At 59.5% G+C, this 24130-nt stretch carries 20 protein-coding genes, 1 tRNA gene and 1 pseudogene; 14 read left to right on the top strand and 8 right to left on the bottom strand.

Annotated features, from left to right (window positions below; genetic code table 11):
• Positions 1-275: 275 nt before the first annotated feature.
• Together ACWIKB_RS14175 and ACWIKB_RS14180 are read left to right on the top strand one after the other, a co-directional pair.
• Positions 276-800, top strand: a pseudogene (locus tag ACWIKB_RS14175) (methyl-accepting chemotaxis protein); the annotation flags it as partial.
• A gap of 192 nt (positions 801-992) precedes the next feature.
• Positions 993-2324, top strand: coding sequence for a CoA transferase (locus ACWIKB_RS14180; protein WP_475267571.1), 1332 nt, complete (start codon positions 993-995; stop codon positions 2322-2324).
• 130 nt (positions 2325-2454) lie between these two features.
• Here the strand turns inward: ACWIKB_RS14180 and ACWIKB_RS14185 are convergent, their stop codons facing one another.
• Entirely contained in the window at positions 2455-3318 is an 864-nt protein-coding gene (locus ACWIKB_RS14185; RefSeq protein ID WP_475267573.1) for a DNA-3-methyladenine glycosylase family protein, read from the bottom strand.
• 413 nt (positions 3319-3731) lie between these two features.
• On the opposite strand from ACWIKB_RS14185, the gene arcD reads away from it, so the two are divergent.
• The 12 genes from arcD to ACWIKB_RS14245 all read left to right on the top strand — a co-directional run bounded on the left by arcD (position 3732) and on the right by ACWIKB_RS14245 (position 18352).
• Positions 3732-5159, top strand: a complete 1428-nt coding sequence (arcD, locus tag ACWIKB_RS14190) for an arginine-ornithine antiporter (RefSeq protein ID WP_475267575.1) — start codon at positions 3732-3734, stop codon at positions 5157-5159.
• Between the two features lie 33 nt (positions 5160-5192).
• Positions 5193-6449: an arginine deiminase gene (gene arcA, locus ACWIKB_RS14195; protein ID WP_475267577.1), complete on the top strand. Its 1257-nt coding sequence runs from the start codon at positions 5193-5195 to the stop codon at positions 6447-6449.
• 70 nt (positions 6450-6519) lie between these two features.
• Complete coding sequence (locus ACWIKB_RS14200; RefSeq protein WP_475267578.1) at positions 6520-7530, top strand: ornithine carbamoyltransferase; 1011 nt, start codon at positions 6520-6522, stop codon at positions 7528-7530.
• Between the two features lie 161 nt (positions 7531-7691).
• Positions 7692-8621 carry a carbamate kinase gene (arcC, locus tag ACWIKB_RS14205; RefSeq protein ID WP_475267579.1) on the top strand — a complete coding sequence of 310 codons (930 nt, stop codon included), beginning with the start codon at positions 7692-7694 and terminating at the stop codon, positions 8619-8621.
• A gap of 12 nt (positions 8622-8633) precedes the next feature.
• Positions 8634-8996, top strand: a complete 363-nt coding sequence (locus tag ACWIKB_RS14210; RefSeq protein WP_475267581.1) for a DUF5064 family protein — start codon at positions 8634-8636, stop codon at positions 8994-8996.
• 258 nt (positions 8997-9254) lie between these two features.
• Positions 9255-10763: a sigma-54-dependent transcriptional regulator gene (locus tag ACWIKB_RS14215; protein ID WP_475267582.1), complete on the top strand. Its 1509-nt coding sequence runs from the start codon at positions 9255-9257 to the stop codon at positions 10761-10763.
• Between the two features lie 417 nt (positions 10764-11180).
• Positions 11181-11564 carry a glycine cleavage system protein GcvH gene (gene gcvH / locus ACWIKB_RS14220; RefSeq protein WP_008027813.1) on the top strand — a complete coding sequence of 128 codons (384 nt, stop codon included), beginning with the start codon at positions 11181-11183 and terminating at the stop codon, positions 11562-11564.
• Positions 11565-11575: 11 nt separating this feature from the next.
• Positions 11576-14428, top strand: a complete 2853-nt coding sequence (gene gcvP, locus ACWIKB_RS14225; protein ID WP_475267583.1) for an aminomethyl-transferring glycine dehydrogenase — start codon at positions 11576-11578, stop codon at positions 14426-14428.
• 191 nt (positions 14429-14619) lie between these two features.
• On the top strand, positions 14620-15996 hold the full coding sequence (locus ACWIKB_RS14230; protein ID WP_475267584.1) for an L-serine ammonia-lyase: 1377 nt from the start codon (positions 14620-14622) through the stop codon (positions 15994-15996).
• 42 nt (positions 15997-16038) lie between these two features.
• Positions 16039-17163, top strand: coding sequence for a glycine cleavage system aminomethyltransferase GcvT (gene gcvT / locus ACWIKB_RS14235; protein WP_475267585.1), 1125 nt, complete (start codon positions 16039-16041; stop codon positions 17161-17163).
• A 393-nt stretch (positions 17164-17556) separates the two neighbouring features.
• Entirely contained in the window at positions 17557-17769 is a 213-nt protein-coding gene (locus ACWIKB_RS14240; protein ID WP_003175786.1) for a cold-shock protein, read from the top strand.
• 94 nt (positions 17770-17863) lie between these two features.
• A complete protein-coding gene (locus ACWIKB_RS14245; RefSeq protein WP_475267587.1) occupies positions 17864-18352 on the top strand; it encodes an RDD family protein in 489 nt (162 codons plus the stop codon).
• A gap of 123 nt (positions 18353-18475) precedes the next feature.
• Here the strand turns inward: ACWIKB_RS14245 and nadA are convergent, their stop codons facing one another.
• The 7 genes from nadA to tolB all read right to left on the bottom strand — a co-directional run bounded on the left by nadA (position 18476) and on the right by tolB (position 24113).
• Positions 18476-19534, bottom strand: a complete 1059-nt coding sequence (nadA, locus tag ACWIKB_RS14250) for a quinolinate synthase NadA (protein ID WP_475267589.1) — start codon at positions 19532-19534, stop codon at positions 18476-18478.
• 270 nt (positions 19535-19804) lie between these two features.
• A tRNA-Lys gene (locus tag ACWIKB_RS14255) sits at positions 19805-19880 on the bottom strand.
• Positions 19881-19943: 63 nt separating this feature from the next.
• Positions 19944-20636 carry a 7-cyano-7-deazaguanine synthase QueC gene (gene queC, locus ACWIKB_RS14260; RefSeq protein ID WP_475267590.1) on the bottom strand — a complete coding sequence of 231 codons (693 nt, stop codon included), beginning with the start codon at positions 20634-20636 and terminating at the stop codon, positions 19944-19946.
• A gap of 1 nt (position 20637) precedes the next feature.
• Positions 20638-21285: a 7-carboxy-7-deazaguanine synthase QueE gene (gene queE / locus ACWIKB_RS14265; protein WP_475267592.1), complete on the bottom strand. Its 648-nt coding sequence runs from the start codon at positions 21283-21285 to the stop codon at positions 20638-20640.
• A gap of 166 nt (positions 21286-21451) precedes the next feature.
• Positions 21452-22306, bottom strand: coding sequence for a tol-pal system protein YbgF (gene ybgF / locus ACWIKB_RS14270; RefSeq protein ID WP_475267593.1), 855 nt, complete (start codon positions 22304-22306; stop codon positions 21452-21454).
• 6 nt (positions 22307-22312) lie between these two features.
• Positions 22313-22810 (bottom strand): peptidoglycan-associated lipoprotein Pal, encoded by a 498-nt coding sequence (pal, locus tag ACWIKB_RS14275; RefSeq protein ID WP_003178634.1) that lies wholly within the window; start codon positions 22808-22810, stop codon positions 22313-22315.
• A 52-nt stretch (positions 22811-22862) separates the two neighbouring features.
• Positions 22863-24113 carry a Tol-Pal system beta propeller repeat protein TolB gene (gene tolB / locus ACWIKB_RS14280; RefSeq protein WP_054044985.1) on the bottom strand — a complete coding sequence of 417 codons (1251 nt, stop codon included), beginning with the start codon at positions 24111-24113 and terminating at the stop codon, positions 22863-22865.
• Positions 24114-24130: the final 17 nt, after the last annotated feature.

Below are 24130 nucleotides of genomic sequence, written 5' to 3' on the forward strand. Positions count from 1 at the left end.
CCGCCGACCAGTCTTCGGAAATCGCCCGCCAGACCAGTGAAGGCATGCAGGTACAGTTCCGCGAAATCGACCAGGTCGCCACCGCGTCCAACGAAATGAGCGCCACCGCGCATGACGTGGCCAACAGCGCATCGAACGCCGCCAACGCGGCCAAGGGCGCCGATCAGTCGGCGCGCGATGGCATGCAGATCATCGAGCGCAGCACCCGGGACATCAATCTGCTGGCCGATGAAGTCAGCAAAGCGGTGACCGAAGTCGAAGCCCTGGCGGTCAACAGCGAGCAGATTGGTTCGGTGCTGGAAGTGATCCGCAGCATCGCCGAACAAACCAACCTGCTGGCGCTCAACGCGGCGATTGAAGCGGCCCGTGCCGGCGAAAGCGGTCGCGGCTTTGCGGTGGTCGCCGATGAAGTACGCAACCTGGCCAAACGCACCCAGGACTCGGTAGAAGAAATCCGCATCGTCATCGAACGCATCCAGACCGGCACTCGCGGCGTGGTCGCCACCATGCATTCGAGCCAGACCCAGGCCCACAGCAACGCCGGGCAAATCCAGCAAGCGGTTCAGGCCCTGGGCAAGATCAGCGATGCGGTAACGGTGATCAGCGACATGAACCTGCAAATCGCCAGCGCTGCCGAACAGCAAAGCGCCGTGGCCGAAGAGGTCAACCGCAACGTCTCGGCGATCCGCACCGTCACCGAAACCCTGACCGGGCAGGCGACTGAGTCGGCGCAGATCAGCAGCCAGTTGAATGCACTGGCTACGCACCAAATGAAATTGATGGATCAGTTCCGCGTTTAACGATCCACCGCAATTCCCCCTGTGGGAGCGGGCTTGCTCGCGAAGGCGTCGTGTCAGTCGATATCAATGTTGCTGACACACCGCATTCGCGAGCAAGCCCGCTCCCACAGGCGTTAATTCCCACATGGGGATTTCATCCGGCCTGTCATCTGTTTTGATCTATGATCGAACCCTCGTTCCGGAGGGCCTTCGATGACTGATTTACTCACGTCCATTCAAGCCGCACTCGGCTTGCCGCACACACCAATCCCCTTCACGTCGAGCGGCGCCCTGCCCTCGGCGTTTGCCGTCACCGACCTCGCCTGCGCGAGCATCGGCGCTGCCGGCCAGGCTGTCAGCGAATTGCTGCACCGGCAAACCGGTCGCTTGCCCAGCCTTGAAGTCGACCGCCGCCTCGCTTCGTTCTGGTTCGCCACCTCGCTCCGCCCTGTGGGTTGGAGCGTGCCGCCACTGTGGGACCCGGTCGCCGGTGACTACCCGACCAAGGATGGCTGGATTCGCCTGCACACCAACGCCCCGCATCACCGCGCGGCAGCCGAAAGTGTTCTCGGTGCCTGCGCCGACCGCGCCGCCATGGCCAGTCAGGTGGCGAAATGGGCCAAATCCGATCTGGAATTCGCCGTGGTCGAGGCCGGTGGCTGCGCCGCCGAAATGCGTACCTGGGCGCAATGGCAGGCTCATCCTCAAGGCATCGCGGTGAACGCTGAGCCGTTGATTCAATTCGCCCCCCATGCCAGCCAAAACACCAAACCATGGCATGGCTCAGTGGCGCGACCGCTGGCCGGGATCAAGGTGCTGGACTTGACTCGCGTACTCGCGGGCCCCACCGCTAGCCGTTTTCTCGCCGGGCTCGGCGCCGATGTCTTGCGCATCGACCCACCGACCTGGAACGAGCCCGGCGTCGTGCCGGAAGTCACCCTCGGCAAACGTTGCGCACGTCTGGATTTGCATGACAAGGCTGATCGCGCAGTGTTCGAAAGCCTGCTCAAGGACGCCGACATTCTGCTTCACGGCTACCGCGCCGATGCGCTGGAACGCCTGGGTTACGGCGTGAATGAGCGCCAGGCATTGGCACCCGGTCTGATCGATGTCTGCCTCAATGCTTACGGCTGGAGCGGCCCGTGGCAGAACCGCCGGGGTTTCGACAGCCTGGTGCAGATGAGCAGCGGGATTGCCGAGGCCGGGCAACAGTGGAAGAAAACTGACAAGCCGACGCCATTGCCCGTGCAGGCGCTGGATCACGCGACCGGGTATTTGATGGCGGCAGCGGCGATCATGTTGTTGGGCAGTGGAGGATCAGCACGGTTGTCGTTGGCGCGGACGGCGAAATTGTTGATCGAGCATGGCGCCGGGACGGATGAGGCGTTGCGGGCGGAAGATGAGAGCGATCAAGGGTTGTTGGTTGAGCAAACGCCTTGGGGACCGGCGCATCGGTTGCATGTTCCGCTGAAGATCACCGGGACGCCGTTGCAATGGACACTGCCGGCGTCTGAATTGGGTGCCCATCGCGCGCAGTGGTGGTGATTTTCAGATAGCTTTCGCGAGCAAGCCCGCTCCCACAGTGGATCGCATTCCTCCAGGAAAACCCGGTCCACTGTGGGAGCGGGCTTGCTCGCGAAGGGGCCATAACAGCCACCCATCCTTCCGGATCCACTCAATCAGCCCGACTCAACGATGTCCACAAAAGCTGCGCCGCATAACCCCGAAACGGCCGCCACGCCTCAGCCCGCTGCAACAAATCCCGCGCCGTCACCGACTCACCCTCCAGCGCCGCCAACGCATTGATCAACCCCACATCCCCCGACGGAAACGCATCCATTTCCCGCAACTGCCGCAACGCAATGTACTGCGCCGTCCAGTCGCCAATCCCGTGCAACGCCAACGACCGCGCCACGCCGCCCTCGCGACCCGGTTCAAACAACAACGGATCATCGAGCAACGCCTGCGCTACTCCCGATAGCGTCCGCCCACGGCTTTTCGGCATGCCCAATGTCGCCAGATCCGCCGCCGCCAACACCGCTGCTTCAGGAAACACATGGGTCAATCCCGGCAGCGGTGAACCCAACGGATCGCCATACTGCGCGATTAATTTGCCCGCCAGTTTGATCGCCGCGCTCACGGTGATCTGCTGCCCCAACACCGCGCGAATCGCCAGTTCCAGTCCGTCCCACGTCCCCGGCACGCGCAATCCCGGACGCCGGGCAATCAGGCGCGCCATCAATGGATCAGTCGCCAATTGTCGATGGATCACAGGCAAGTCAGCATCCAGATCAAACATCCGCCGCAACCGCGTCACGATCTCGGGCACGGCGCTCGGGTCCGGAAAATCCAGCGTCACCTCCAGCGCATTAACGCCGCCCGGCTTGATCGAAAACATGCCGTGAGCACCGTGCAAGCCGATGCTGCGTGAATAGACGCCATCGACCACCGTCTCCATCCCGGCAATCGCCCGCGCCGACAAGAAACCCAACATGGCGACCCAGTCGTAAGGTGGTCGATACGCCAGCAGCAACCTCATAGCGACAGCCCCCCAATGGATTAATTTATCTAAATAGATAACGCGCAATAACGTTCAATAACTAACAACCTATTACGTCTTTTATTTATAACCGATCACTCTATGCGAATCGGCATATAGCAGTTTTGTGTGTCAATCGAGATAAATCAATTCTGTACTGAAAACAGACGCCAAAAAGTTGCGAATTCGCCAAAACGAACTAGCTTCAAAAACTCAATGCAATATGCGTTATTCCCGCCTGATCTGCTGGAGGCGTCTGCACCGGGCTTTTCCAGCAATACAGTTATGCCCGCGAAAAGTTCATAAGTCTTTCATTAACAATGGAATGTGCCCATGCACTGATCTATGTCAGCTGATTGAACAGTTAACAGATTTAATCTGTTGCCTCTCTTCTCCTGCATTGGAGTCATGCAATGTCTGAATCTCCCGGAAAACTAAGACTAGGCGCACTCGTCGCGCTGGTTGTCGGCTCAATGATTGGTGGCGGGATCTTTTCCTTGCCGCAGAACATGGCCGCCAGTGCAGACGTCGGCGCGGTGTTGATTGGTTGGGCTATTACGGCGGTCGGCATGCTGACCCTCGCCTTCGTATTTCAAACCCTGGCCAACCGCAAACCTGACCTGGACGGCGGTGTCTACGCCTACGCCAAGGCCGGTTTCGGCGACTACATGGGCTTCTCGTCTGCGTGGGGTTACTGGATCAGCGCCTGGCTGGGCAACGTCGGTTACTTCGTGTTGCTGTTCAGTACCCTCGGCTACTTTTTTCCGATCTTCGGCGAAGGCAACACTGTCGCGGCGGTGATTGGCGCGTCAGTGCTGCTCTGGGCGGTGCACTTCCTGGTACTGCGCGGGATCAAGGAAGCGGCGTTCATCAACTTGGTGACCACCGTCGCCAAGGTCGTGCCGCTGCTGCTGTTTGTGTTGATCGCGGTGTTCGCGTTCAAACTGGACATCTTCACCGCCGACATCTGGGGCGCCAAAAACACCAGCCTGGGCAGTGTGATGAACCAGGTGCGCAACATGATGCTGGTCACCGTCTGGGTGTTTATCGGCATCGAAGGCGCGAGCATCTTCTCGGCCCGGGCGGAAAAACGTAGCGACGTCGGTAAAGCGACCGTGATCGGTTTCATCACCGTGCTGTTGTTCCTCGTGCTGGTGAACGTGTTGTCCCTCGGGATCATGACCCAACCGGAACTGGCCAAGTTGCAGAACCCGTCGATGGCGGCGGTGCTGGAACACGTGGTCGGTCATTGGGGCGCGGTGCTGATCAGCGTCGGTCTGATCATTTCGCTGCTCGGCGCATTACTGTCGTGGGTGCTGCTGTGTGCGGAGATCATGTTTGCCGCCGCCAAGGACCACACCATGCCGGCGTTCCTGCGCAAGGAAAACGCCAATCACGTGCCGGTCAATGCGCTGTGGCTGACCAACGCGATGGTGCAGGTGTTCCTGATCATTACCCTGTTCTCGGCCAGCACTTACCTGTCGCTGATCTACCTCGCCACCTCGATGATTCTGGTGCCGTACCTGTGGTCGGCAGCCTATGCCCTGCTGCTGGCGGTACGCGGAGAAACCTATGAAAACGCCCTGGCCGAGCGCAAGAAAGACCTGATCATCGGTGGCATCGCGGTGATCTACGCGGTCTGGCTGCTGTATGCCGGCGGCATCAAATACCTGCTGCTGTCCGCCTTGCTCTACGCCCCCGGCGCGATCCTGTTCGCCAAGGCCAAGATGGAAGTCGGCAAACCGGTTTTCACCACTGTCGAGAAACTGATTTTCGCCGCCGTCGTCGTCGGCGCCTTGGTCGCGGCTTACGGGCTGTATGCCGGTTTCCTGACTCTGTAATAGCTGATTGTTTACCTCTGGAGGATCACTGTAATGACCACGGAAAAAGTGAAGTACGGCGTACATTCCGAAGCCGGCAAACTGCGCAAAGTGATGGTTTGCTCCCCAGGCCTGGCCCACCAGCGGCTGACCCCGAATAACTGCGACGAACTGCTGTTCGACGATGTGCTGTGGGTCGCCCAAGCCAAGCGTGACCATTTCGATTTCGTCACCAAGATGCGCGAGCGCAACGTCGACGTGCTGGAAATGCACAACCTGCTGACCGACATCGTCGCTATCCCAGAAGCGCTGGACTGGATTCTGGACCGCAAGATCACCGCCAACACCGTGGGCCTGGGTCTGGTCAACGAAGTCGGTTCATGGCTGCGCAGCCTGGAGCCGCGCAAAATCGCCGAGTACCTGATTGGCGGTGTATCGGCCGATGACCTGCCGACCAGTTTCGGCGGCAGGACCATCGAGATGTTCCGCGACTTCCTCGGCCACTCCAGCTTCATTCTGCCGCCACTGCCCAACACCCAGTTCACCCGTGACACCACTTGCTGGATCTACGGTGGCGTGACGCTGAACCCGATGCATTGGCCAGCACGTCGTCAGGAAACCCTGCTGGCCAGCGCCATCTACAAATTCCATCCGGAGTTTACCAACGCTGACTTTCAGGTCTGGTACGGCGACCCGGATCAGGAACACGGTAACTCGACGCTCGAAGGTGGCGACGTGATGCCGATTGGCAACGGCGTGGTATTGATCGGCATGGGCGAACGCTCATCCCGTCAGGCCATCGGCCAACTGGCGCTGAACCTGTTCAAGCACAACGCCGTGGAACGGGTGATCGTTGCCGGTCTGCCGAAATCCCGCGCAGCGATGCACCTGGACACGGTGTTCAGCTTCTGCGACCGCGATCTGGTAACGATTTTCCCGGAAGTGGTGAGCCAGATCGTTGCCTTCACCCTGCGTCCTGACGACAGCAAACCGGGTGGCATCGACATCCGCCGCGAAGAAACCAATTTCCTCGACACCGTGGCCGCCGCCCTCAATCTCAAAGCATTGCGCGTGGTGGAAACCGGCGGCAACAGCTTCGCCGCCGAGCGCGAGCAGTGGGACGACGGCAACAACGTGGTGGCCCTGGAACCGGGCGTGGTGATTGGCTACGACCGCAACACCTACACCAATACCCTGCTGCGCAAGGCTGGCGTGGAAGTCATCACCATCAGTGCCGGCGAACTCGGTCGCGGTCGCGGCGGCGGCCACTGCATGACCTGCCCGATCATTCGCGACCCTATCGACTATTAATTTTTTGCGCCCGGCCTCGCCCTTATAAAGCGTGAGGCCGGGGGATAACCGAAACCCAAGGAGATCCAACATGGCTTTTAATATGCGCAACCGCAGCCTGCTGAGCTTGATGCACCACACCACTCGCGAGCTCAACTACCTGATCGACCTGTCCCGTGATCTCAAGCGTGCCAAGTACACCGGCACCGAGCGTGCGCACCTGCAAGGCAAAAATATCGCGCTGATTTTCGAAAAAACCTCGACCCGCACCCGCTGCGCCTTCGAAGTCGCGGCCCACGACCAGGGTGCCCACGTCACCTACATCGACCCGGTGTCGTCGCAGATCGGCCACAAAGAAAGCATGAAAGACACCGCCCGCGTACTGGGCCGGATGTTCGACGCCATCGAGTACCGTGGCTTCGAACAGGAAATCGTCGAAGAGCTGGCCAAGTTCGCTGGCGTGCCAGTGTTCAACGGTTTGACTGCTGAATTCCACCCAACCCAAATGATCGCCGACGTGTTGACCATGCGTGAGCACAGCGACAAGCCGATGCATGAAATCAGTTACGCCTACCTCGGCGATGCCCGCTACAACATGGGTAACTCGCTGCTGATGATCGGCGCAAAACTGGGTATGGACGTGCGCATCGCCGCGCCGAAAGCCCTGTGGCCACACGCTGACTTCATTGCCCAATGCAAAGCCTTCGCCGAAGAAAGCGGCGCACGCATCACCATCACCGAAGACCCGAAAGAAGCGGTCAAGGGCGTGGACTTCATCCACACCGATATCTGGGTGTCGATGGGTGAGCCGGTGGAAGCATGGGACGAACGCATCGAGCAATTGCTGCCGTACCAGGTCAACACCGCGATGATGAAAGCCTCGGGCAACCCGCGCGTGAAATTCATGCACTGCCTGCCGGCGTTCCATAACAGCGAAACCAAGGTCGGCAAAGACATCGCCGCGCGTTATCCGCACCTGGCCAATGGCGTCGAAGTGACCGAAGAAGTTTTCGAATCCCCGGCCAACATCGCCTTCGAGCAAGCGGAAAACCGCATGCACACCATCAAGGCAATTCTGGTGTCGGCGTTGGCGGATATCTAAAAGCCTCCCACTGACGAAACACGGTCAATGTGGGAGCGGGCTTGCTCGCGAATGCGGTGTGTCAGGCAACATTGATGGCGACTGATACACCGCTTTCGCGAGCAAGCCCGCTCCCACAGTAGACCGAGTCGTTAGCCCGCTCTCTGTAGAAGGACTGCATTATGCGTATCGTCGTCGCCCTGGGCGGTAACGCCCTGCTCCGCCGTGGTGAACCCATGACCGCGGACAATCAACGCGCCAACATCCGCGTCGCCACCGAACAGATCGCCAGGATCTACCCCGGCAACCAACTGGTCATCGCCCACGGCAATGGCCCGCAAGTCGGCCTGCTGTCGCTGCAAGCGGCGGCCTACACCTCGGTGTCGCCCTACCCGCTGGACGTGCTCGGCGCCGAAACCGAAGGCATGATCGGCTACATCATCGAACAGGAACTGGGCAACCTGCTGGACTTCGAAGTGCCGTTCGCCACGCTGCTGACGCAAGTCGAAGTCGATGCGAATGACCCGGCGTTCCAGAACCCGAGCAAACCCATCGGCCCGGTGTACACAAAAGCTGAAGCAGAAAAACTCGCCGCCGAAAAAGGCTGGGCGATTGCCCCGGATGGCGACAAATATCGCCGCGTAGTCGCCAGCCCACGGCCCAAACGCATCTTCGAAATCCGCCCGATCAAGTGGCTGCTGGACAAGGGCAGCATCGTGATCTGCGCTGGTGGTGGCGGCATTCCAACGATGTACGGCGCCAGCGGTAAACTCGAAGGCGTGGAAGCGGTGATCGACAAAGACCTGTGCTCGGCGCTGCTGGCCGAACAACTGGAAAGCGATCTGCTGGTGATCGCCACCGACGTCAGCGCCGCGTTCATCGATTTCGGCAAACCGACCCAGAAAGCCATCGCCCAGGCCCACCCTGACGCCATGGAAAAACTCGGCTTCGCCGCCGGTTCCATGGGCCCGAAGGTCCAGGCTGCGTGCGAGTTCGCCCGCAATACTGGCAAAGTCGCGGTCATCGGTTCACTCTCGGACATCGAAGCCATCGTCCAGGGCAAGGCCGGCACGCGCATCAGCACGGCGACACCTGGCATTACTTATTTATAAGGAGAGACGCCTATGGCCACGTTTGAACCGGGTCACTTGCACTTCGAGCGCCACGCGCTGAACGACGACGATGTCAGCTACAACCTGTGCCTTGACTATGAAGTCACCCAGGACCCCGAAGGAGGCAAAGGCATGCAGTTCACGTTGCATGGCAGCATCCAGGGTAAGGACATGAACGAGTCATTCTTTCTGCCCAAGGACCAGGCCTACAACTTCGCCAGCAACGTGACGCACATTGCCGAGAAATACGGGGTGCCCAAGACCCATAGCAGCATTGGCTCGGTGCACAAGCACTACGATGCGATGTTTGAAGATGTGCGAGTGCAGCTGGACATGAAATCGGGTGATCCGGTGAAACCTGAACATTTGGAGTGAATCCTGAGGCCACCCCTCACCCTAACCCTCTCCCCAGAGGGGAGAAGGAACTGACCGAGTTGCATGTTCGAGCTACATCGACCTGAAATATCAAGTCGAACTCAGGACTTGAAAGCAACAGAGATCGGCCCCCTTTCCCCCTCTCCCCTTTGGGGAGAGGGGTGGCTTTCAACCCCAACCTGAATCTCAAGATTTCACCCCAGCCCTCCACCAAGGCATACTTGCCACCCTCCGCACTCCAGAACCAAAAACCGTCCCATGCGTATCCACGTCAGCTTCATCGACCGCGTCGGCATTACCCAGGAAGTCCTGGCCTTGCTCGGTGGGCGCAATCTCAATCTGGATGCGGTGGAAATGGTGCCGCCGAACGTCTACATCGACGCCCCGACCTTGAGTCCGGAAGTGCTCGAAGAACTGCGCGACGCCTTGCTCAGCGTGCGTGGCGTGCAGGCGATGACGGTGGTCGACATCCTGCCCGGCCAGCGCCGGCACTTGCAGCTCGACGCGTTGCTTGCAGCCATGACCGACCCGGTCCTGGCGTTGGACAGCGCCGGCAAAGTGCTGCTGGCCAACCCGGCGCTGATTGCCCTGTACGGCCGTGAACCCGCCGGGGAAAGCATCGCCGAACTGTTTGCCGACCCAGCACTGCTCGATGCCTTGCTGGAAAACGGTTTTCGCCTGCCGCTGCGCGAAATCACCGTCGACGGCCAGACCCTGTTGCTGGACGCCACGCCGATCACCGACGCCGGCGCCCTGCTGACGCTGTATCAGCCGAACCGCATTGGCGAACGCCTCTCGGCCCTGCACCACGACCACGCTGAAGGTTTCGATGCGCTGCTCGGTGAATCCCCGGCGATCCGCACGCTCAAGGCTCGTGCCCAACGGGTCGCCGCCCTTGATGCGCCGCTGCTGATCCAGGGCGAAACTGGCACTGGTAAAGAACTGGTGGCCCGGGCCTGTCACGCCATCAGTGCGCGGCACAGTGCACCGTTCCTGGCGTTGAACTGCGCAGCATTGCCAGAGAACCTCGCCGAAAGCGAACTGTTCGGGTATGCACCCGGCGCCTTCACCGGCGCGCAACGGGGCGGTAAACCGGGACTGATGGAACTGGCCAACCAGGGCACGGTGTTTCTCGATGAGATCGGTGAGATGTCACCGTACTTGCAGGCGAAATTACTGCGCTTTTTGAACGACGGCAGCTTCCGTCGCGTGGGCGGTGATCGAGAGGTCAAGGTCAACGTGCGCATCCTTAGCGCGACCCACCGCGACCTGGAAAAAATGGTCAGCGAAGGCACCTTCCGCGAAGACCTGTTCTATCGCCTCAACGTGCTCAACGTCGAAGTCCCGCCGCTGCGTGAACGCGGCCAGGACATTTTGCTGCTGGCCCGTTATTTCATGCAGCAGGCCTGCGCGCAGATCCAGCGCCCGGTCTGTCGCCTGGCGCCAGGCACCTACCCGGCACTGCTGGGCAACCGCTGGCCGGGCAATGTGCGGCAACTGCAAAACGTGATCTTCCGCGCCGCTGCGATTTGCGAAAGCAGCCTGGTGGACATCGGCGACCTCGACATCGCCGGCACCTCGGTGGCGCGGCAAAGTGACAGCGAAGTGGATAGCCTCGAACAGGCCATGGAGGAGTTCGAGAAAACCCTGCTGGAAAAACTCTACGTCAGCTATCCCTCGACCCGGCAACTGGCCAGTCGGTTGCAGACTTCCCACACGGCGATTGCCCATCGGTTGCGTAAGTACGGCATCCCAAACAAGCCGTAGAAATGTGGGAGCGGGCTTGCTCGCGAATGCGGTAGGTCAGTTGGTATTGATTTGACTGACCCACCGCATTCGCGAGCAAGCCCGCTCCCACAGGTTTTGTGCCCGGCCTGAAAACCTGTTTAAAAGCGACCTTCATCTGTACTGAAAGCGCTACAGCGGAATGATATCGCTACACCCTCTTATGATCACCGCTGTGCAAGGCTTTGATCCCATTACGCTTTTTTCTTTGCTCCGCGCTGTAGCGATTTCGCTACAGCCATTCAATTCGCTTGCGCCTCGCAACCCCCTAATCTATTGATTTATAACGAATTAATAAGATTGGCCGCAATCTTGCTTAGTAACCACCTATAAAGAAGGGCTTTAGCCCAAGCATTCAATCGCGTCCACCAGACGAGTCTGGCCCCCTTAGGAGTTTCCATGAGCGAGTTGCGTTTTACTGAAGATCACGAATGGCTGCGCACCGAAGCTGACGGCAGCGTCACAGTCGGCATCACCGCTTTCGCGCAGAACGCCTTGGGCGACGTGGTTTTCGTACAACTGCCTGAGCTGCAGTCCTACGACAAAGGCGCTGAAGCCGCCACCGTGGAATCGGTAAAAGCCGCCAGCGGTGTGTACATGCCGCTCGACGGTGAAGTGCTGGAAGTGAACCCGGCACTCGACAGCAGCCCTGAGCTGGTTAACGAAGATCCGCTGGGCGAAGGCTGGTTCTTCCGCTTCCAGCCAACCGACGCGTCGGCTGTCGCCAAACTGCTGGATCAGGACGCTTACGACCGTCTGATCAAAGCCAACGCCGAAGCCTGAGGAGCGCTGACATGACTCAAGTAAACCTTTCGACCGCCAACGAATTCATCGCCCGCCACATCGGCCCGCGTTCCGGCGATGAGCAAGCCATGCTCAACAGCCTCGGTTTCGACTCGCTGGAAGCCCTGAGCGCCAGCGTCATCCCGGACAGCATCAAGGGCACCAGCGTACTCGGCCTCGAAGACGGCCTGAGCGAAGCCGATGCCTTGGCCTTGATCAAGTCCATCGCCGGCAAAAACCAGCTGTTCAAGACCTTCATCGGCCAGGGCTACTACGGCACGCACACGCCGTCGCCGATCCTGCGCAACCTGCTGGAAAACCCGGCCTGGTACACCGCGTACACGCCGTACCAACCAGAAATTTCCCAGGGCCGTCTCGAAGCGCTGTTGAACTTCCAGACCTTGATCAGCGACCTCACCGGTCTGCCGATCGCCAACGCATCCTTGCTGGATGAAGCCACCGCCGCTGCCGAGGCGATGACCTTCTGCAAACGCCTGAGCAAGAACAAGGGCAGCCACGCGTTCTTCGCTTCCGTGCATTGCCACCCGCAAACCCTCGACGTATTGCGCACCCGTGCCGAGCCGTTGGGCATCGACGTGGTGGTCGGCGACGAACTCGAACTGACTGACGTGACGCCGTTCTTCGGCGCGCTGCTGCAATACCCGGCAAGCAACGGTGACGTGTTCGACTACCGCGAACTGACCGAACGCTTCCACGCTGCCAACGCACTGGTCGCGGTGGCCGCTGACCTGCTGGCGCTGACCGTGCTCACCCCGCCGGGCGAGTTCGGTGCCGACGTGGCCATCGGCAGTGCGCAACGCTTCGGTGTGCCGCTGGGCTTCGGTGGCCCGCACGCGGCGTATTTCTCGACGAAAGACGCGTTCAAACGTGACATGCCGGGCCGTCTGGTCGGTGTCTCCGTGGACCGTTTCGGCAAGCCGGCCCTGCGCCTGGCGATGCAGACCCGCGAGCAACATATCCGCCGCGAGAAAGCCACGTCGAACATCTGCACCGCGCAAGTACTGCTGGCTAACATCGCCAGCATGTACGCCGTGTACCACGGTCCGAAAGGACTGACGCAGATCGCCAATCGCGTGCATCACCTGACCGCGATTCTGGCCCAAGGCCTGAAAGCCATCGGTCTGAACGTCGAGCAAGAAAACTTCTTCGACACGCTGACGATCAAGACCGGCGCCCAAACTGCCGCTCTGCACGACAAAGCACGTACTAAACAAATCAACCTGCGCGTCGTGGATGCCGAACGTCTGGGCCTGTCCCTCGACGAAACCACTTCGCAAGCCGACGTGGAAACCCTGTGGGCCCTGCTGGCCGACGGCAAGTCGCTGCCAGACTTCGCCGCCCTCGCCGCTTCGGTTCAAGCGACTATTCCAGCCGCGCTGGTGCGTCAATCGCCGATCCTCAGCCACCCGGTGTTCAACCGTTACCACTCGGAAACCGAGCTGATGCGCTACCTGCGCAAGCTCGCCGACAAGGACCTGGCGCTGGATCGCACCATGATCCCGTTGGGTTCGTGCACCATGAAACTCAACGCCGCCAGCGAAATGATCCCGGTGACCTGGGCTGAATTCGGTGCGCTGCACCCGTTCGCTCCGGCCGCGCAAAGCGCCGGTTACCAGCAACTGACCGACGAACTGGAAGCGATGCTCTGCGCCGCGACCGGTTACGACGCGATCTCGCTGCAACCGAACGCGGGTTCGCAAGGTGAATACGCTGGCCTGCTGGCGATTCGTGCCTATCACCAGAGCCGTGGCGAAGACCGCCGCGACATCTGCCTGATCCCGTCCTCGGCTCACGGCACCAACCCGGCCACCGCCAACATGGCCGGCATGCGCGTGGTCGTGACCGCGTGCGATGCCCGTGGCAACGTTGATATCGAAGACCTGCGCGCCAAAGCCATCGAGCACCGCGAACACCTCGCCGCGCTGATGATCACCTACCCGTCGACCCACGGCGTGTTCGAAGAAGGCATCCGCGAAATCTGCGGCATCATTCATGACCACGGCGGCCAGGTGTACATCGACGGCGCCAACATGAACGCGATGGTCGGCCTCTGCGCGCCGGGCAAGTTCGGCGGCGACGTGAGTCACCTGAACCTGCACAAAACCTTCTGCATTCCGCACGGCGGTGGCGGCCCGGGCGTTGGCCCGATTGGCGTGAAATCGCACCTGACGCCGTTCCTGCCGGGCCATGCCCAGATGGAACGCAAGGAAGGCGCGGTCTGCGCCGCACCGTTTGGCAGCGCGAGCATTTTGCCGATCACCTGGATGTACATCCGCATGATGGGCGGCGCCGGTCTGAAACGCGCTTCGCAACTGGCGATCCTGAACGCCAACTACATTTCCCGTCGCCTCGAAGAGCATTACCCAGTGCTCTACACCGGCAGCAACGGCCTGGTCGCGCACGAATGCATCCTCGACCTGCGTCCGCTGAAAGACAGCAGCGGCATCAGCGTCGATGACGTCGCCAAACGCCTGATCGATTTCGGCTTCCACGCCCCGACCATGTCGTTCCCGGTCGCCGGCACGCTGATGATCGAGCCGACCGAAAGCGAATCCAAGGAAGAACTGGACCGCTTCTGCGACGCCATGATCCGCATCCGCGAAGAAATCCGCGCAGTGGAAAACGGCACGCTGGACAAGGACGACAACCCGTTGAAAAACGCTCCGCACACTGCGGCGGAAATCGTTGGCGAGTGGACGCATCCGTATAGCCGTGAACAAGCGGTTTACCCGGTTGCATCGCTGATCGAAGGCAAATACTGGCCACCGGTCGGTCGCGTCGACAACGTGTTTGGCGATCGCAACCTGGTTTGCGCCTGCCCGTCGATCGAAAGCTACGCTTAAAACTGTGTGGGGCGGTTAATCCGCCCCACCGCATTACCCCTTGTGGGAGCGGGCTTGCTCGCGAATGCGGTGGATCAGTCACCTCAATGTTGCCTGACCTACCGCATTCGCGAGCAAGCCCGCTCCCACAGGGGACCGTGCAAAGTCCCAGATTCCGCGAACTCCTATAACAAGAAACCGGAGAACAACTCATGTCGTTAAGCGTGTTCGACCTGTTCAAGATTGGTATCGGCCCCTCCAGCTCCCACACCGTTGGCCCGATGCGTGCTGCTGCGCGTTTCGCCGAAGGTCTGCGCCGTGAAGGGCTGCTGGCCGCAACCGCCTGCGTCAAAGTCGAGCTCTACGGCTCGCTCGGCGCCACCGGCAAGGGCCACGGCAGTGACAAGGCTGTGTTGCTCGGCCTGGAAGGCGAACACCCGGACACCGTGAACACCGAAACCGTCGCCGCCCGCCTGCAAGAAATTCGCGGTAACGGTCGCCTGAACCTGCTCGGTGAACACAGCATTGCGTTCAACGAAAAAGAACACCTGGCGATGATTCGCAAACCGTTGGCCTATCACCCCAACGGCATGATCTTTCGCGCCTTCGATGCCGCCGGCATACAGATTCGCAGCCGCGAGTACTACTCGGTCGGCGGCGGTTTCGTTGTCGATGAAGACGCCGCTGGCGCCGACCGTATCGTTGAAGACGCCACACCGCTGACCTTCCCGTTCAAAAGCGCCAAGGACTTGCTCACTCACTGCACCACCTACGGCTTGTCGATCAGCCAGGTGATGTTGACCAATGAAAGCGCCTGGCGCCCGGAAGCGGAAACCCGCGCCGGACTACTGAATATCTGGCAAGTGATGCAGGACTGCGTCGCCGCCGGTTGCCGCAACGAAGGCATCCTGCCCGGAGGCTTGAAGGTCAAGCGCCGTGCCGCTGCTCTGCATCGGCAACTGTGCAAAAACCCGGAATCGGCATTGCGCGACCCGCTGTCGGTGCTGGACTGGGTCAACCTCTACGCCCTGGCGGTCAACGAAGAAAACGCCAATGGCGGACGCGTCGTCACTGCGCCCACAAACGGTGCAGCGGGGATCGTCCCGGCCGTATTGCATTACTACATGCGCTTCATCCCCGGTGCCAACGAAGACGGCGTCGTGCGCTTTCTGCTGACCGCAGCAGCCATCGGCATTCTTTATAAAGAAAACGCCTCGATCTCCGGCGCTGAAGTCGGTTGTCAGGGTGAAGTCGGCGTCGCCTGCTCGATGGCGGCCGGCGCCTTGTGCGAAGTCCTCGGCGGCAGCGTGCAACAAGTGGAAAACGCTGCGGAAATCGGCATGGAACACAACCTCGGCCTGACCTGCGACCCGATTGGCGGGCTGGTGCAAGTGCCGTGCATCGAGCGTAACGCCATGGGCTCGGTGAAAGCGATCAATGCGGTGCGCATGGCCCTGCGCGGCGACGGTCAGCATTTCGTCTCCCTCGACAAGGTCATCCGCACCATGCGCCAGACCGGCGCCGACATGAAAAGCAAATACAAGGAAACCGCCCGTGGCGGTTTGGCGGTCAACATTATCGAGTGCTGATGCGCGCGCATTGGCATCTGCACACTTTTTCAGGAGCTGAATATGTCCACCGAACAATTGCTGAAAACCCCGTTGCACGCACTGCACATCGAACTCGGCGCGCGCATGGTGCCGTTCGCCGGCTATGACATGCCGGTGCAATACCCATTGGGCGTGATGAAAGAACACCAGCACACCCGTGAGCAGGCCGGATTGTTCGATGTCTCGCACATGGGCCAGATCCGCCTGACCGGCGCCAATGCCGCCAAGGCCCTGGAAACTCTGGTGCCGGTGGACATCATCGACTTGCCGGTGGGCATGCAGCGTTACGCAATGTTCACCAACGAGACCGGCGGCATTCTCGACGACCTGATGGTCGCCAACCTCGGTAACGACGAACTGTTCCTGGTGGTCAACGCCGCTTGCAAGGATCAGGACCTCGCACACTTGCGCCAGCACATCGGCGATCAGTGCACGATTGAGCCGCTGTTCGAAGAGCGCGCGTTGCTGGCGTTGCAAGGTCCGGCCGCCGTGACCGTGCTCGCTCGTCTGGCGCCTGAAGTATCGAAAATGACCTTCATGCAGTTCGCCCGCGTGAAATTGCTGAGCGTGGACTGCTTTGTCAGTCGTTCGGGCTACACCGGCGAAGACGGTTTCGAAATCTCTGTGCCGGCCGCCAATGCCGAAGCCCTGGCTCGCGCCCTGCTGGCCGAACCGGAAGTGGCTGCCATCGGCCTCGGCGCTCGCGACTCCCTACGCCTGGAAGCCGGCCTGTGCCTCTACGGCCACGACATGAACACCCAGACCACGCCGATCGAAGCGAGTCTGCTGTGGGCCATCTCCAAGCCGCGTCGTGCCGATGGTGCGCGGGCGGGCGGCTTCCCGGGCGCTGAAGCAGTGTTCGCTCAACAACAAGGCGGAGTCAGCCGCAAGCGCGTTGGCCTGCTGCCGCAAGAACGCACGCCGGTGCGTGAAGGCGCGGAGATCGTCAACGAAGCCGGCGAGATCATCGGCAGCGTGTGCAGCGGCGGCTTCGGGCCGACCCTGGGTGGTCCTCTGGCCATGGGTTACGTCGACAGTGCTTATATCGCTCTCGATACGCCGGTTTGGGCAATTGTTCGTGGGAAAAAGGTGCCTTTGCTTGTAAGCAAAATGCCATTTGTTCCACAACGCTACTATCGCGGTTGATTGACTGTTTCTATAAGTAACGGGGTTGCGTTAACAGTGCACTAATCTGTAACGCAACCGCCATAAAACAGTGCAACCGTTCGATAATGAACTTGGCTTATAACGATCGAAAACAATTGAACAGCGCCATCGTATAAGCCCGCACTAGTGGACCGACTAACAGCCACCAACCTGAGTAAAACCGGGCCCCTCACAGGGGCTTGTTTTTTATTGGCTAGTTGGCGTAGAGTTTGTTCACTGTGTTTGCATGGGTCGCTTGGAATCGTGACCTGGGCAGTAGCCTACAAGTTAGCTACATCCCGTTCGACGTCTTCTTACTCTCCTGCAACCAGCCCCAGTACTCTTTCATGAGAAAGAGACTGTCATTAATTTTTGCGTCAAAGGAAATAAGAAATGTCCCAACGTCAGAGCGGTACCGTCAAGTGGTTTAACGACGAGAAAGGTTTTGGTTTTATCACTCCCGAAAGCGGTCCGGATCTGTTCGTGCATTTCCGCGCCATCCAGGGCAACGGCTTCAAGAGCCTTAAAGAAGGCCAGAAAGTGACTTTCGTCGCTGTGCAAGGCCAGAAAGGCATGCAGGCTGACGAAGTACAAGCAGAAGCCTAACCTTCTGTAACGAAAAAGCCCCTGATGCTGACATCAGGGGCTTTTTTGTGCGCGTAAATCCGTAAAATGGCTTCTTTTTCCGCCAGAGGCTGCCATGTCGAAACACCTGCTCAAACCCCAGGGCGACTTTCCCGCCGCCACCTTGGGTCGTCGCCTGGCAGCGATGTTCTATGACTTCCTGTTGTGCACCGCCCTGCTGATCGTCACCAGTGGCGTTTACAAGATGATCCAGATGGCGATCATCGGCGAAGACAAGATGCGCACCCTGACCGAAGCCGGGGCGCTGGACGGCGATCCGTTGCTGTCGACGGTGCTGTTTTTCGTGCTGTTCGGTTTCTTCGCCAAGTTCTGGACCTGGTCCGGCCAGACCCTGGGCATGCAGGTGTGGGGTATCCGGGTGCAGAATGCCGATGGCTCGTCCATCAGCCTGTGGCAGGCGTTGTTGCGGTTTGTGGTGTCGATCGGGTCTTGGCTGTGCGTGGGCCTGGGGTTTCTCTGGCCGCTGTTCGATAAGCAGAAGCGCAGCTGGCATGACATATACTCGAATACGCAGCTTGTGCGAATCCCGAAGAAAACCAAGTAATCCAGCCATACAAAAATCAATGTGGGAGCGGGCTTACTCGCGAAGGCGGTCTATCAGTCGACATTTACAGCGACTGAAACACCGCTTTCGCGAGCAAGCCCGCTCCCACAGTTTTTTTGTGACTCAGGCGTTCCCGGCCAACTTCATCCGCGCCGCCTGGGTGAAATCCAGCATCCGCTTCAACGGCCGAATTGCCTGCGGAATCAACGCCGGATCAACAAAGATCTCGTTCGTCCCTTCCTTCAAGCTCTTGAGCGTGCGCTCAAGGGTATTCATCGCCATCCACGGGCAATGCGCGCAACTGCGGCACGCAGCACCGTTACCAGCCGTTGGGGCCTCGATGAAGACCTTGTCCGGGCACAGTTGCTGCATCTTGTAGAAGATGCCGCGGTCAGTGGCGACGATCAGGGTCTTGTTCGGCAGGCTTTGCGCCGCTGCGATCAACTGACTGGTGGAACCGACAGCGTCCGCCAGCTCGATCACCGAGGTCGGCGACTCCGGGTGCACCAGAATGGCGGCGTCCGGGTACAGCGCCTTCATGTCTTCGAGCTGCTTGGACTTGAACTCCTCGTGAACGATGCAGGCACCGTCCCACAGCAGCATGTCCGCGCCGGTCTTGCGCTGGATGTAAGTGCCCAGGTGCTTGTCCGGGCCCCAGATGATCGTTTCGCCGTTATCCATCAGGCTTTCGACGATCTCCAGCGCGCAGCTTGAAGTCACCACCCAATCAGCCCGAGCCTTAACCGCCGCCGAGGTGTTGGCATACACCACCACCGTGCGTTCCGGGTGCTGATCGCAGAACGCCGAGAACTCGTCCACCGGGCAACCCAGGTCCAGCGAACAGGTCGCTTCCAGGGTCGGCATCAGCACGCGTTTTTCGGGGTTGAGGATCTTCGCGGTCTCGCCCATGAACTTCACGCCAGCGACCACCACGGTCTTGGCCGGATGGGCATTGCCGAAGCGGGCCATTTCCAGCGAGTCGGAGACGCAGCCGCCGGTTTCTTCGGCCAGGGCCTGAATCACCGGATCGCAATAGAAGTGAGCAACCAGCACCGCGTCCTGAGCCTTGAGCTCGGCGGCAATAGCAGCGCGGTAATAAGCCTCTTCTTCGACGGTCAGCGGCTTGGGCTGCTTGGCATCGAGGTGAGCTTGAACCAGTAGGCGTTCAGAAATTTGCGTCATGATCGCAAGACCTGCGGGCGCTTTCGCGCGAAAGTCGAGTATACACCCGGCTCCGGACCCCTTGAGGGTACCGCCGGGAGCGTTAGTATTCATCAGGCACAACGTTGGAGCCGGGCAAGGCTACAGAATATCCCGCGGATGCAAAAGATGATTCTGACCTGCTTCACGCGGTGCAGCCCCGCGTTGAGCCGAGCACAAATCGCGGGCAAAAAAAAATCCGGAAATCCTCACTTGCGTGGGCCTTCCAGACTTTTAAAACTGCTACAAAAATGGTGGGTCGTGTGGGATTCGAACCTACGACCAATTGGTTAAAAGCCAACTGCTCTACCAACTGAGCTAACGACCCGCTGTGTGGTGGCGCGTATAATACTGATTTTTAAGGACTATTCAACACCTAATTTGAAATAAATCAAAAATAAGGTGTTGGGTCACTGATTCCGGCCGCTGCAAAGCCTTCTGCACGCAGGCGGCAGCTGTCGCATTTGCCGCACGCATAGCCTTTATCGTCCGCCTGATAACAGGAAACGGTCAGCCCGTAATCAACGCCCAGCTTCACGCCGGCCTCGACGATCTGCGCCTTGCTCAGGTTTTGCAGCGGCGCCTGTATACGGAAACCGTTACCTTCCACACCAGCCTTGGTCGCCAGATTGGCCATACGCTCGAAGGACTCGATGAACTCGGGACGGCAGTCCGGGTAACCGGAGTAGTCCACCGCGTTCACACCTATAAAGATGTCACGGGCGCCAAGCACTTCGGCCCAGCCCAATGCCAGGGACAGGAACACGGTGTTGCGTGCCGGCACGTAAGTCACCGGAATGCCTTCACCTGGCGCTTCCGGAATATCGATGCTGGTGTCGGTCAGTGCCGAGCCGCCCATACCGTTCAGGTTTAGGCCGATCACCTTGTGCTCGACCACACCCAAGTCGCGGGCGACACGCGCGGCGGCGTGCAATTCTGCGTGGGAGCGCTGACCGTAGTCGAAGCTCATGGTGTAGCAGGCATAGCCTTCAGCGCGGGCCATGGCCACGACGGTTGCCGAGTCCAGGCCGCCGGACAGCAGGATCACCGCGCGTTTTTCGGTCGTGTTCAGTTGTTCAGTCATATCAGCGCCCCGGCTCGTCATTCCAAAGATATTTGTGCAGCTGCAATTGCAGACGCACTGGCAAATTGTCCGCCACCACCCAGTCAGCCAGATCCCGTGCATTAAGGTCATGGTGACTTGGCGAGAACAGGACTTCGCCGGCACGTCGATCAAGACCGTACTGGATCAGCTTGGACACGGCCCAGTCGTAGTCTTCCCGCGAGCAGATGACAAACTTCACCTGATCATTGGGCGTCAGCAGTTCGATGTTCTCATAGCGGTTGCGGTGCGCTTCTTTCGAACCTGGGGTTTTCAGGTCGACGACGCGACTGACCCGGGAATCTACCGCCGAGATGTCGAGAGCACCACTGGTTTCCAGTGACACTTCGTAACCGGCGTCGCACAACTGCTTGAGCAATGGAATGGCATTGGGTTGAGCCAACGGCTCGCCGCCGGTGACACAGACGTAACGCGGACGGAAACCGGCCACTTGCTCGAGGATATCGTCGAGAGGGCGAACGGTGCCGCCAGTGAACGCGTAAGCGCTGTCGCAGTATTGGCAACGCAATGGACAACCGGTCAGGCGCACAAAAACAGTGGGCAGCCCGGCAGTCCGCGTTTCACCCTGCAACGAGTAGAAAACTTCGGTGATTCTCAATGTGTCTTGCATAGTCGCCACGGGCGTAACAGCTAAACAGGCTGTCCGCCTCCGTCAGGCTCTTCAAGGAACCCCGCCAACGCGCGAATCCCAAAAAGCGTGTTTCAGAAAAAGGGCGTGAATTCTAACGAAAAAACCCGCAACGAGTGCGGGTTTCTTCAAAACGGTTCAAACAGGCTTACATGCGCTGCAGATCGCGTTGAGCCAGCTGAGCGGCGGAAGTGCCCGGATATTGGGACACCACCTGCTGCAGAATGCCTTTGACCTTGTCGGTATGACCCAGGCGGCGCTCTACGTCAGCGAGCTTGTACAGCGAGTCAGGCACTTTGGCGTGCTTGGGGTACAGCTGCGAAACCTTGGCAAACGCCTGACCTGCACCTTGCAGATCGCCTTTAGCCAAATTGACTTCGCCCAACCAGTACTGGGCATTGCCCGCATATTGGCTGTTCGGGTACTTGCGTAGGAAAGCGGCGAAAGCCTGGCTGGCCTTGTCGAAATCCTTGGCTTTGATCAGGTCGAAGGCTGCGTCGTAATACAGTTTTTCCTTCGCCGGATCACCCGGTTCACTGCTGGCGGCCGGGGCTTGAGCGGCGACCGCTCCAGCACCTGCGCCTGCGCCTGCGCCTGCAGCGGCTGCTGCACCGGGGGCATTCAACGTGCCACCGGTGGAAGAATTATCAGGAGTCGCGGCTGGTGCACCGCCGGATCCTATGCGCCGATCAAGATCCTGGTATCGCTCCAGGTTCTCTTGCTTCATGCGCGCTACATCATTTTGCAGAACTTCGATCACACCCTGTTGGCGTGAGATCTGCTCCTGCATGGATTGCAGTTGGTTGAACAGCTCGCCCTGTGCCGAGACAGGGGCCGAAACCCCTCCCCCGGCATAGGCGCCGTTCGTACCGTAACCCGCAGGCGGATAACTGGTCCCGCTATTGTTTCCGGAATTGTTATCGACCACAGGAACCGCAGCCCACACCGCAAGCGGTGCGAGACTGAGAGCCAAAACAGTTACAGCACGACGGCACGTTCGCATGACGAATTACTTACGCAGTTCGACGCGACGGTTTTGAGCCCAGGACTGCTCGTCGTTGCCGGTAGCAACTGGACGCTCTTCGCCGTAGGAAACCAGTTCCAGCTGAGCTGGGGAAACACCTTGCAGTACCAGGTAGCGCTGAACGGCTTTCGCACGACGCTCGCCCAGTGCCATGTTGTACTCACGAGTACCACGTTCGTCGGTGTTGCCTTCCAGAACAACGCGAGCGCCGTTTGCTTTCAGGTCTTTAGCGTGAACATCCAGAGCGCGCATGGCTTCTGGCTTCAGGTCCGAGCTATCGTATTCGAAGTAGAAAGTGGTGATTGCGCGCAGAGCAGCTTCTTCGCTCAGGGAGCCGTCAACTGCACCAGTGTTAGCGCCGTAACCAGCGTTTGGATCAACAGCGCCTTCACCGGCATTGTCGCCGCCTTTGGACGAGCAACCTACAGCTACAGCCATGGCCAGAGCCAGCGCAGCAAATTTACCAAACTTCAGCATTTCCATCGTGAAACTCCTAATGAACCCCAGTGTGTTAAGTAAAACGTGTAGCGCCGCGTCAGTTCAGGTAAGGGGACCAGGAAGGTTCTCTGACTTCGCCTTGTGCGGTAGGAAGCGGGAGCCTTACGCGTCCATTAATGGACACGAGCATCAAGACTCCCCGGCCCTGCTGGCGGGTGGCGTAGATTACCATGGTGCCGTTGGGCGCAACAGTAGGCGACTCGTCCAGAGTGCTATCAGTGAGGATTTTTACGCTTCCGCGCTGCAAATCCTGGGCCGCCACCTTGAAATTAGTGAAGCCATCCTGGCGGTGAATCATCACCAGGGTCTTTTCATCGGCCGAAAGTTTCGGGTTTGCGTTGTAGTTACCGATGAAAGTCACACGTTCCGCACCGCCACCACCGACGCTGGTCTTGTAGATTTGTGGCTTGCCGCCACGGTCGGAGGTGAAATAGATGGTCGAACCATCCTTGCCCCAGAACGGTTCGGTGTTGATGCCAGGACCGTTGGTGACACGCGAGATCTGACGCGAACCCAGGTTCATCACGTAGATGTCCGGGTTGCCGTCTTTCGACAGTACGAATGCCAGGCGATTGCCATCCGGCGACCAGGCTGGCGCGCCATTCAGGCCTTCGAAGTTGGTGATCTGCTCACGGCGACCGGTATCGATGTTCTGCATGAAGATGCGCGGGCGCTTCTGCTCGAACGAAACATAAGCGATGCGCTTGCCATCCGGTGCGAAACGCGGCGACAGGATCGGCTCGCGTGATTGCAGCAGAGTCACGGCGCGCGCACCGTCATAGTCCGAACGTTGCAGCGTGTAGCGCGTGTTCTTCTCGGAGAAACGCTCGGCCGTCACGTACAGCAGGCGTGTCGAGAACGCACCTTTAATACCGGTGAGCTTTTCGAACGACTGGTCAGCGATGTAGTGCGCCATGTCGCGCAACTGATCGACGCTGCCCGACACGCTGCCGGTCAGCACTTGCTGCTCGGTGGCGACGTTGAACAAAGCGTACTGAACCTGCAGGCGACCGCCCGCTGGAACAATGCTACCGACCATGATGTATTGAGCGCTGATCGCCTTCCAGTCACGGAAGATGATTTCGCTGGCCTGGCTCGGCTGGCTGATCATCTGCTGCTTTGGAATCGGCGAGTAGTAGCCCGAGTTGCGCAGATCGTTACCAATGATTTCGGCCATGTCGTCCGGCAGGACGGTGCCGCCCTGGAAGCCGAACGGCACTACCGCGATCGGGGTAGCCCGATCACTGCCGCTGGTGACCAGAATGTTTTTTTCATCTGCTACCGCCATCCCTGCCAGGCAGCAGA

It is taken from the genome of Pseudomonas sp. 5Vm1k (assembly GCF_056161485.1).